9 protein-coding genes are annotated in these 9,728 nt (G+C 52.2%); all 9 read right to left on the reverse strand.

Annotation, left to right across the window (positions count from 1 at the left end):
- Window positions 1-80 precede the first annotated feature (80 nt).
- The 9 genes from V7080_RS06510 to V7080_RS06550 all read right to left on the reverse strand — a co-directional run bounded on the left by V7080_RS06510 (window position 81) and on the right by V7080_RS06550 (window position 9,683).
- Window positions 81-995, reverse strand: a complete 915-nt coding sequence (locus V7080_RS06510; RefSeq protein WP_334187595.1) for an N-formylglutamate amidohydrolase — start codon at window positions 993-995, stop codon at window positions 81-83.
- Between the two features lie 18 nt (window positions 996-1,013).
- Window positions 1,014-2,009 (reverse strand): ABC transporter ATP-binding protein, encoded by a 996-nt coding sequence (locus V7080_RS06515; RefSeq protein ID WP_334187596.1) that lies wholly within the window; start codon window positions 2,007-2,009, stop codon window positions 1,014-1,016.
- Complete coding sequence (locus V7080_RS06520) at window positions 2,006-2,968, reverse strand: ABC transporter ATP-binding protein (protein ID WP_334187597.1); 963 nt, start codon at window positions 2,966-2,968, stop codon at window positions 2,006-2,008. The genes V7080_RS06515 and V7080_RS06520 overlap by 4 nt, the downstream gene beginning before the upstream one ends.
- An 11-nt stretch (window positions 2,969-2,979) precedes the next feature.
- Window positions 2,980-3,912, reverse strand: a complete 933-nt coding sequence (locus V7080_RS06525) for an ABC transporter permease (RefSeq protein ID WP_334187602.1) — start codon at window positions 3,910-3,912, stop codon at window positions 2,980-2,982.
- A gap of 93 nt (window positions 3,913-4,005) precedes the next feature.
- The gene (locus V7080_RS06530) at window positions 4,006-4,977 is read right to left on the reverse strand and encodes an ABC transporter permease (protein WP_334187603.1); all 972 of its coding nucleotides are present in this window, start codon (window positions 4,975-4,977) and stop codon (window positions 4,006-4,008) included.
- 100 nt (window positions 4,978-5,077) lie between these two features.
- On the reverse strand, window positions 5,078-5,404 hold the full coding sequence (locus V7080_RS06535; RefSeq protein ID WP_334187598.1) for a hypothetical protein: 327 nt from the start codon (window positions 5,402-5,404) through the stop codon (window positions 5,078-5,080).
- A 48-nt stretch (window positions 5,405-5,452) separates the two neighbouring features.
- Complete coding sequence (locus tag V7080_RS06540) at window positions 5,453-6,664, reverse strand: MFS transporter (RefSeq protein ID WP_334187599.1); 1,212 nt, start codon at window positions 6,662-6,664, stop codon at window positions 5,453-5,455.
- A 1,094-nt stretch (window positions 6,665-7,758) separates the two neighbouring features.
- On the reverse strand, window positions 7,759-8,517 hold the full coding sequence (locus V7080_RS06545) for an IclR family transcriptional regulator (protein ID WP_334187600.1): 759 nt from the start codon (window positions 8,515-8,517) through the stop codon (window positions 7,759-7,761).
- Window positions 8,518-8,825: 308 nt separating this feature from the next.
- Window positions 8,826-9,683, reverse strand: a complete 858-nt coding sequence (locus V7080_RS06550; RefSeq protein WP_334187601.1) for a hypothetical protein — start codon at window positions 9,681-9,683, stop codon at window positions 8,826-8,828.
- Window positions 9,684-9,728 lie beyond the last annotated feature (45 nt).

The following is a 9,728-nucleotide window of genomic DNA, read 5'->3' on the forward strand; positions in this document are numbered from 1 at the left end:
GGTTCTACTTACAAGTTCTTAGTTGGTGTCCATCGAACCTCCATGTGTTAGTCGTAAGATAAATTCAAGCCACAATTGGATTACTGAAGGTAAGTGCATCCCACATTTTTTTCTCTTTGCAGCCACCCTCGCATCTTATCCGTCCATCTCACGTACTTGGACAACTCGTCAACAAACGCTTCCAGGTTCTGTTGCAGTGTTTCAAATCCATCGCTTTTTTCGTAGGTCGTCTCGTTCAGGTAGAGACTACGATTGATCTCGATTTGAATGCTATTGCGCCGCTGTGCGGGCACGCCGTATTGACGCACGATGTGCCCACCGTGATAGGGGGAATTGACGGAAACCTGATAGCCGAGTTTGCGTAACTGGGTAGCTGCCCAGTCGGTGAACATCGGATCCGATGAAGTGCCGTCACAATCGCTGACGACCATGTCCGGTCGGCTTGCACCACAATCGGAATTCATGGCATTTCCGACGGACTTCATGGAATGACAATTGACATGCCACAAGTTACCGAAACTGGCATGTGCCTTGTCGGTCAGATCCTTCAGGACCTCATGGTATGGCAAATAGTATTGCTGAATTCGCTGTTTAACTTCTTCGATCGACAGCGGCTCCGCGTACATTGGCACGTTGGGTAATGCGAAGCGGCGAATTAGTCCCATCCCACGTTTGCATGCATCGGAAGGAGTTACCGGACCCGGCCAAGGTTTGGACAGCAGTTCCTGATCGATATCCAGAAGGCTACGGTTCACATCTATGTATGCACGTGGAAAGCGGGCACACAACAGGGAGGCACCTGCCCGGGGAGCCGAACTCCATAGCTCGTCCACATAGGCGTCCCATGTGGTTTTCAGTGCTTTCCCGGGCGCGATGATATTACTGCTGGTCGGATAAACGACACCGCTGTGTGGTGAGTCAAAGACAATTGGCAACGCCATGCCCTCACTCGTCGGCCGCAGTATTGAATATACGTTGTTGATTAGTTTAATCATTCCAATCTGCCGCAATCGTCAAGACAAGGCTTTACTACCATTCAGGTGACACGCGGAGAAATGCAATGGCGCAATCTCCATCAGTGGTGGCCTCTCTACCTTGCAGCGGTCCATCGCATTCGGGCACCGGGGATGAAACGCACAACCCGTCGGCGGATTAAGCGGACTCGGAAGCTCGCCCTGGATAGGGCGATGGTCCGCGACTTTTCCATCCAATCGCGGTGCGTCTGCAATCAGCGCACGGGTATAAGGATGATTTGCATCTTGAAATATGGTCTTGGTGTCAGTCAGCTCAACGATTCGCCCGAGATACATGATGGCGACCCGGTCAGCGATGTACTCGACAACCGACAAGTTATGGCTGATGAACAGGTACGTCAGTCCTTTGGACTCGCGCAGATCCATAAATAGATTCAGAATTTGCGCCTGGACAGAAACGTCAAGGGCTGACACGGCCTCGTCACAAACGATGAATTTCGGGTTTAGAGCCAGGGCCCTGGCAATTGCAATGCGTTGCCGCTGGCCTCCCGAGAACTGGTGAGGGTAGCGGTTGACATAGGTGGGATCTAACCCAACCTGGCGCAGGAGTCCGCCGACATACTTGGATGCTTCCGCTTTGCTGATAATGCCGTGATTGACGGCGGCCTCACTGATCAGCTGATCTACCCGCATCCTCGGATTGAGCGATGCATATGGATTCTGGAATACCATTTGCGTATTGAGGTGCGTTTCGAGAGTGGGTTTGCTGACGTCCTTGCCCTCGAACTTTATCGAACCGTTTGTCGCCGGAAGAAGGCCGGCAATCATTCTTCCTACCGTGGATTTTCCGCAACCGGACTCTCCAACCAGTCCGAGCACCTCGCCAGACTGAATCTGCAGCGAGACTTCGTTGACGGCATAAATTCTTTTGTCTACATCCTTCTTCAACCCCAATGCAGTAGCTGCCTTGGACAACGTACTACGCTTCATGCTGAAGCTTTTACTGAGTCCCTGAGTTTCAAGCATGATGTTCATAGTATCTCCAGAGGATGAAAGCAACGAAGCGCGCGTGACTCACTTGCCGTGACTGGTGGGACAGACGAGCACGTTCCCGTCGCACGCGTGCATCGCGGAGCAAATGCACAGCCGGATGGCAGCGACAGCAATGGTGGAGTTGACCCTGGAATCGAATACAGGCGCTTTCCGCGATTTTCAGAATTTGGCAATGAATCGATCAGCCCCCTTGTGTAAGGATGGCGCGGACGTTGGATGAGCTCCGCAACAGGTCCCTGCTCCACAATGCGTCCTGCATACATCACACAAAGATCGTCGGCCAGATCCTTGATTACGCTTAGATCGTGGGTAATCCAAATTAGCGCAGTGCCGCTTTCTCTTGCCAGGGTTTTCATCTCATAGAGAATCTGCGCCTGGATGGTTACGTCTAAGGCTGTCGTTGGCTCATCCGCAATGATGATGTCCGGATTGTTGATGATTGCATTCGCAATGGCCACTCGCTGCCGCATGCCGCCAGACAACTCATGCGGATATGCTTTCATACGCTCCGCCGGCGCAGGAATGCCAACTCGCTTCAATGAATTGCAGACTGCCTCGTCAATCTCCCGTTGATTTTTCTTGGTATGAATTGCGAGCGTCTCACCGAGCTGGGCACCAACCCGCATTACCGGATTCAACGACATCATCGGGTCCTGGAAAACCATCGCAATGCGGTTGCCGCGCAGTTCATTCCACCGCTTCGGGCTGGCCTTGCTGATATCTTCTCCGTTGAAGAGGATTTCGCCGCCGACGACGTATCCAGGCGGATCAACCAGATTCATTAGCGAGAACGCCGTTACGGATTTACCTGATCCCGACTCGCCCACAATTCCAAGCACCTTGCCCTTTTCGAGAGAGAAGGAAATCTTGTCCACTGCCTTCGCAATTCCGGCGCTGGTATGGAATTCTGTCGAGAGATTTTTTACGTCTAACAATGCCATTTGAAATTCCTCTACACATCCAGTTTTGGATTGAGAACCGTGCGAAGCTGGTCGCCGACAAGATTGATCGAGACCACCAGAGCAACAAGGGCAATTCCAGGAAAGACGCTGATCCAATATTCATTCGATAGCATGTAGTCGAATCCGTTAGATATCAGCAAGCCCAATGAAGGCTTCGTTTGAGGCAAGCCAATCCCCAAGAAACTCATGGTGGCTTCCAATGTAATTGCATGCGCCATCTGCAACGTCGCTGTGACCACCAGCGGGGCCATGCAATTCGGCAGGATGTGTCTGAACATGACGCGAGAGGATGACAGGCCCTGTCCGATCGCTGCTTCGACGTACTCCTTGTTTCGCTCCACTTGCGCCGATCCGCGCACGTTTCTGGCGAAGTATGCCCATTGCACCAGCACGAGGGCGAGCAAGGTTTTGTCGACGCCTTGACCAAGTGCAGCCAGCAACACAAGTGCAATGAGAATCGACGGAATGCTGAGCTGAACGTCTACGATCCGCATGATGACGGCATCGATCTTTCCACCGAAATGCGCCGAAATCAGTCCAACGCACGTTCCCACCATGAGTGCCGCCAATGCACTAGCAACACCGATACCGATGCTGATTCGTAAGCCATAGAGAATGGCGCTGAAGACATCTCTTCCCGCACCATCCGTGCCAAGGAGATAATAGTGCTGACCGTCATTGCTATAAGACCCAGGTCCCTTTTCTGCCTCAAGGATTGACACCACACCAAGATCATATGGATTTTGAGGAGCGATAAACGGTGCAAACAGTGCAACAACGACAAGCAGCAACAAGAATCCGGCCGCAATAGTGCCGACCCGCCCTTTGGCAAACTGGCGCCAGAATCGTTGAATTGGAGTTTCAGGCGGAGGGAGAATTGCCCCTGCACTGTCAATTAAGTGTCGAGAAGTTATATCGTTCATAGGTGCATAAGACTCTGGGTTTTTATTTGTGAACGCAGCCGCCGTTTTACTTTTTTCCATCGTGCTTGCCTTTGTCGCTTGCCTGCATACGCTTTAAGCCGTCTTGGTGCGAAGGCGCGGATCGAGAATCATGTACAGGACATCGACCACAAAATTGATCACAACGAAAAGGAGTAGCGTGACCATGAGATATGCGACGACAACTGGACGGTCCAGCGTGAGCACCGAATCGATAATAAGTTTTCCCATGCCAGGCCAAGCGAAAATGGATTCTGTAACTAGGGAGAAAGCAATGAGCTGACCGAATTCGATGCCCATAACGGTAATGATCGGGATCATTACGTTTGGGGCGATATGGCGGAGCATCAGTCGGCTTCCATACACGCCTTTTGCACGCGCAAACTTGACATACTCCTGCAATGCGACATCTCTTGTACCGGCCTCAGTCATTCGGACAACCAGACCGATCTGAGCCATGGCCAGAGTGATTGCAGGTAGGAAGACATACTTGGCGCCATCCCAAGTTAGAAAACTCACCTCTATTCCAAACAAGGTACTGGTAGGTCCGCGCCCACCTGATGGAAGCCACCCCAGATTCACAGAAAATATGAGGATAAGAATGAGGCCGAGCCAGAAGGCGGGAACCGTAACACCGGCAATTGAAAACCCCATTGCCAGCTTATGAAAGACGGTCCCGGGCCGGAGTCCTGCCCACATCCCGATTGGAATACCGATGACCAAAGCCAGAAAAAGCGCCAGCACCGCCAACTCCAGTGTCGCAGGAATTCGCTCAACGATAAGATCGATGGCAGAACGATTGAAGACAAATGATGTGCCGAGATCCCCGTGAGCCGCCTTTACCAGGAATCTCCAGTATTGCTCGTACCATGGCAAGTGCAGGCCAAGCGACCTTGCAGCCTGTTCGATTTCCAGCTGATTGGCATCCGGTGCTACCAGGAGGTAAATCGGGTCGCCGACAATATTTATGCCGACGAAAGCAATCAGCGACATGATCAGAACTACCAACGCACTTTGCAGCGCGCGCCTTATTAGAAGCTCAACCATTCTTTCATCCCACTCCGCAAATTGTAATGAGCGCGCCATGACGGAGATTGAACATCAGGCGGTATGCTGGCGTTCGCCTCCAGCCCCAGATATCCTGAATTCATCCAACCACACATGAAAGCAGCGTTGCCCTGCATTTTGACGATACCCAAATAGCGACTCCCGGGCCGACTCGAACGCTGAGTCGGACGATGCCCAGATCTGTTTCTATTTGCGCCATCATGTTTCGACTGATGATACGATATATCATTGAATGATACGACGTCAAGTGATATTTGGTGGCTTCAAGGAAAGACGCTTCGGGCTTGTTACTTATTGCAACAACCGGAACTGGCCTGTTTTCGGTGATCGCATGCGGAAACCGGCAAGAAATCGCACATACAGGTTCAAACATAAAAATCCCGGCCACACGGAATATTGTTTTCACGTTGCCAAACTCCTGGTGGCTGTGCCGCCCATTTTCGTTTCAACTGCTTTACAAGACCTTCGGTTTGCTTGCCGACTTTGATTTGAACCACAGCGCAGCCATACAGCACGCCAACCCGTTCAGGAAAAAAGCTGGCCTTATCCCTGTTTGATCGGCAATCGCCGCGCTTGCCAGCGCCCCGAACGGCGCAACACCAATGAACGCCATGATGTAAAAGCTTGCAATCCGCCCACGCATCTCGGCTGGGGCTAATGACTGAAAGATGGTGTTAGTGCCCGCCGCAGCCACTGTCATGCCGCAACCAACCAAACCCAATGCAAGCAGCGCCGGGAGCATTGTTGCTGTCAGTGCGAAGACGCACATGGCCAGACCGGATAACCCTGCAGCGATGGCAATCACGCCGCCCAACCCTTCCGTGCTGCGCCGCGAGGCCAGATACAGCGTCCCTGCAACGGTACCTATACCGGACGCCGCAAGGAGATTCCCGAGCAGGGTCGCGTCGCCCCCTAGGACGTCCCTTGCAAACACGGGCATCAAGGTCATGTAGGGCGCGATGCACCACGACACAGCGCAAACCAGCACAAAACCGGTTCGGATCGGCTCGATCTGCAAAACGTATCTGCCGCCATCCATGAAGCTATGCCAGTAATTGATGCTGGCATCAGCAGAGTGTGTATCGTGCCAGTCGATTTGCCACAGGGCGAAGATGATTGCCGCAAATGAAAGCGTGTTTATGGCAAAGCAAGTCGCTTCACCGAATGCCGAGACAACGAACCCAGCAATCAGCGGTCCGGCTACGCGTGCCACATTCACCAGCAGCGAGTTCAGTGCGATCGCGTTTGGCAAATGCGCTTTATCGGAGACAAGGGTCGTCAGCATGGCCTGGCGCAAGGGCGCGTCGAACGCCGACGCGATTCCCAGCGTAAGCGCTAGAAGCAGGAGATGCCAAGGCTTGATCAATTCAAACCATGCAAGCAGGGTTAGCACGACGGCTTGTCCCAGCATGATGTATTGAATGATGGTGATCAGCTTGCGCTTATTGCCATGGTCACCAAGGATGCCGGCAAATGGAGCGATAAAGAACACCGCTCCCTGGCTGCAAAAACCGATCATGCCGAGAAGCGAGATCGAGCCGCTCAAACGGTATGCAAGCCATCCCATGGCCACTCTCTGCATCCAGGTACCAATCAGCGATACGCCATGACCAAATGCATAGAGCCGGAAATTTCGGTGCTCCAGTGCGCGAAGAATGGGCGGCATTCGACTCATCTGTTCGGGAGGGAGGCTGGGATCACGACATGAATCGGTCCGCACGGCTGCCGGATATGAGCTGCGCTTGCTGACGCATGAGACGGGAATGACGAGTTTGCAGCATGTGCAACCACGAATCGCTCATTTGCGAGAAAAGCGTGGCAGTCGCTTGACGAAGGATTTGCACGAATATGAACGGATCTATCGTTCACAAATGCCATTGAATCGGGTTACAAGGCAGGACAACCGGACGGCAAGCAACCCATATCCAAGCTCTGTGTTAGCCAAATCGATCTTTGATTGAGCCGATAGGATCGACCCATTGGTTATGAATGACATAAGTCGACTCTCCCAATGACAGACCGCACTTCACCAATTGCCGGTTCGAACTGGTAGCTGAAAAGGAATGCATGTTCAACTTGGAGTTCTTTTGTGATGCTTGCTCACTCGAGTATGCAAGCAAGCAAGCAACGCCAACGAAAATGTGAGCCGCATCACCAGAACGTTGTTCCTCACCCACCGAGCGTTTCGTTTCGTTATGCGATACAGTATATTGCTAATCGATACGACGTCAAGAACTTTGTTGTCTTGCAGAAATTGACGAATCAGGGATCCCAAGTGGGTAACAGTCATTACCAACCCGCATCTCAACGATTGAATGAACGCATGGTGAAAAATGCTCCGAAGCGTCGCGGGCTAGTTCATGAAATGTCTTTGGGCCGGAGCAATACTGCATGAAACGTGCTGAGGCGTTATGCAGGATGATTGGACAGTTCTGGCTTGCAACCAAGCTGTCAGAAGTACGAGTGATCAACTTCCTGTCAGTTGCTTCTGACGTGTTGAAGTGATTGAGAGACCTGTCGGGATTTGACGGAATCGAAAACGTGAGTACATGCGTACCATGTCGACACGATTGAAAGTGGCCCGACAATGGAGCAGTGCCACCAGTTGGCGGCACTGCTTAGGACAATTGTCATGCCGCCAGAAAGCCGATGTCGCATCGCCTTGATTTTGCAACGCCCCGCGTAACGACAATGACAAGCCCGTGGAATGTGGTGAGCCGGTCGCGATTGCGGTGACGGGAAATCAGTTAGATCGGCGTTTCACTTTTGGACATATCCCAGGTCTGCCGAAAACGCCTGCGCACCTGTTTGCAGAATGTCGATGTAGTGCGGTAGCTCTTCCTTCGAAACGCGACTGGCAGGCGCCGTCATGGAAAGCGACCCAATGACGCTGTTGGTCGCGTCACGTATCGGGACAGCAGCTGCGATCGTATCCGCGACTTTTTCCGCCAACGACACGGAGTAACCCTGTTCCCGAATTTTCTTTAGCTCTTTTTCAAGCTGACTACGCTTGGTAATTGTGTTGGCCGTGTATTGTTCGCGGCCAGCTGCAAGTACCTTTTCCTGCACGTCTTCCGGCGCATAAGCCAGCAACAGCTTTCCTGACGCGCCGACGTACAAAGGCCGCCTATCACCCATCTGGGTGTGAATGCGAATGGCATTCGGCGCGTCCCACCATGCGACGCATACAGTCTCCAGATTATCGCGAACCCGCACCAACACGGTTTCTTTGCAGCGCTGCCCGATTTCAGGAAGATGAAATTTTGCCAAATTGGTAATATTCACCTGCTCCTGGGCAGCAGCACCGATAAAAAGTGCCCGGTAGCCAAGACTATACGTCGCTAGTGGCTCTTTCCTGCGTACCAATCCACTCTCCTCCAGTGTTCCGAGAAGGCGGAAAGCACGTGCCTTCGTGGTGCCGGAACGCTTGGCGAGTTCTGTTACGCCTAAATCAGGCTGCTGTGCGACCAGAAACAGCAAATCCATGGCCGCACTCACCGCCTCGACGGTGTAAGTCATATTTGATCAAATCCTTTAAATTCTGTTATAGACGAAGCGAACTTGTCTGTTTGTCGACGCCGGGCAACCGATGAGAAACGGCGAACACCATAGCAATCATGCATCGGCCAAAATACTGCCAAGATAAAACAAACCACTATTCTCCCAGAACCATCGATGACGTGCCACGGAGCCCAATTTGCCGCACAAGTACTTGAGAACATACAACAATCGAACAAATGCAGTAAATCAAATATACGACTGTTTGTTATTGGGTTTGCAATACCCCCCATTACGTACTAATCCTATTTCAACAGCCAGTCGTCCGATCACACCTTCATCGGCAGGATCACCATTTGCAAGCTTTCAAAATGCAATCGTCTTTGTATTGCCAGCGCAGCTTGATTATGCAGGAGCCTGGTGAACCAATTGTCGTCTTCAAAAATGAGTTTGCTGGTGAAAAATATCGAGTTCGGATATTCCGCGCTGATGTCTTCGCAAAGTTTGGTTACCTTGTCGACAACGTCGGTTCCGAAACCGAGATAAGCGGATGACGCCATTCCATGGCTATGGCAGAAGTCGACAAAGTATTTGAGTGTCGCATTCGCTTCTGCACGCATTTGCTCGACAGCACCCTCTCCGCCATAAGCATGAGAATCCACGGTGCGTGCGTTGACGAAAATAAAATTCTTGAAGTGGCCTGGAAACATGCGCTGCACCCAAAGCAATGCATGCAGACCACCTCCGCGAGAGCTTCCCACGATGAACACGGCAGTTTGTGCTTCGGGGTCCGGAATGACAGGCCCGGGATGCGAACCAAACGGTTGATTGGCGAAAACCTGGTCGACCGAATGTATTGCATCCTTGGTGTCGTGATAGTGTTTGCGGATGTACAGGCATAGCGATGCGATGGCGCCGATGATCACGACTGCTGCCCATCCTCCTTCGGCGAATCGTTCCACCAAAAGTACCGCGAGGATGCTTGCGCAAATAACGAATCCCGTCAGCGAGAGGGAGAATCGTTTCTTCCAGACCTTGAGTTCCTTCCGGTGGCGCCACCAGTAAAGACACAGGCCAAACAAGGAGATCGCGAATGTAAGGAATACTGAAATCGAATACAGCACGACAAGCAGCGTCACGCTGCCACCTGTCCAGAACAGGATCGCCAAGGCGGCGATGCCCATCATCAGGATGCCGTTTTGGGTGACCAACCGCGTGGAGAGGTAGCGGAA

Source organism: Noviherbaspirillum sp., from assembly GCF_036846085.1.
In the GTDB taxonomy this organism is placed as follows: Bacteria; Pseudomonadota; Gammaproteobacteria; order Burkholderiales; family Burkholderiaceae_D; genus Noviherbaspirillum.

Excerpts from the sequence above, each read along its gene's own strand:
- V7080_RS06510 (WP_334187595.1), bottom strand. The coding sequence starts at position 995 with ATGATTAAACTAATCAACAACGTATATTCAATACTGCGGCCGACGAGT.
- V7080_RS06515 (WP_334187596.1), bottom strand. The coding sequence starts at position 2,009 with ATGAACATCATGCTTGAAACTCAGGGACTCAGTAAAAGCTTCAGCATG.
- V7080_RS06520 (WP_334187597.1), bottom strand. The coding sequence starts at position 2,968 with ATGGCATTGTTAGACGTAAAAAATCTCTCGACAGAATTCCATACCAGC.
- V7080_RS06525 (WP_334187602.1), bottom strand. The coding sequence starts at position 3,912 with ATGAACGATATAACTTCTCGACACTTAATTGACAGTGCAGGGGCAATT.
- V7080_RS06530 (WP_334187603.1), bottom strand. The coding sequence starts at position 4,977 with ATGGTTGAGCTTCTAATAAGGCGCGCGCTGCAAAGTGCGTTGGTAGTT.
- V7080_RS06540 (WP_334187599.1), bottom strand. The coding sequence starts at position 6,664 with ATGCCGCCCATTCTTCGCGCACTGGAGCACCGAAATTTCCGGCTCTAT.
- V7080_RS06545 (WP_334187600.1), bottom strand. The coding sequence starts at position 8,517 with ATGACTTACACCGTCGAGGCGGTGAGTGCGGCCATGGATTTGCTGTTT.
- V7080_RS06550 (WP_334187601.1), bottom strand. The coding sequence starts at position 9,683 with ATGATGGGCATCGCCGCCTTGGCGATCCTGTTCTGGACAGGTGGCAGC.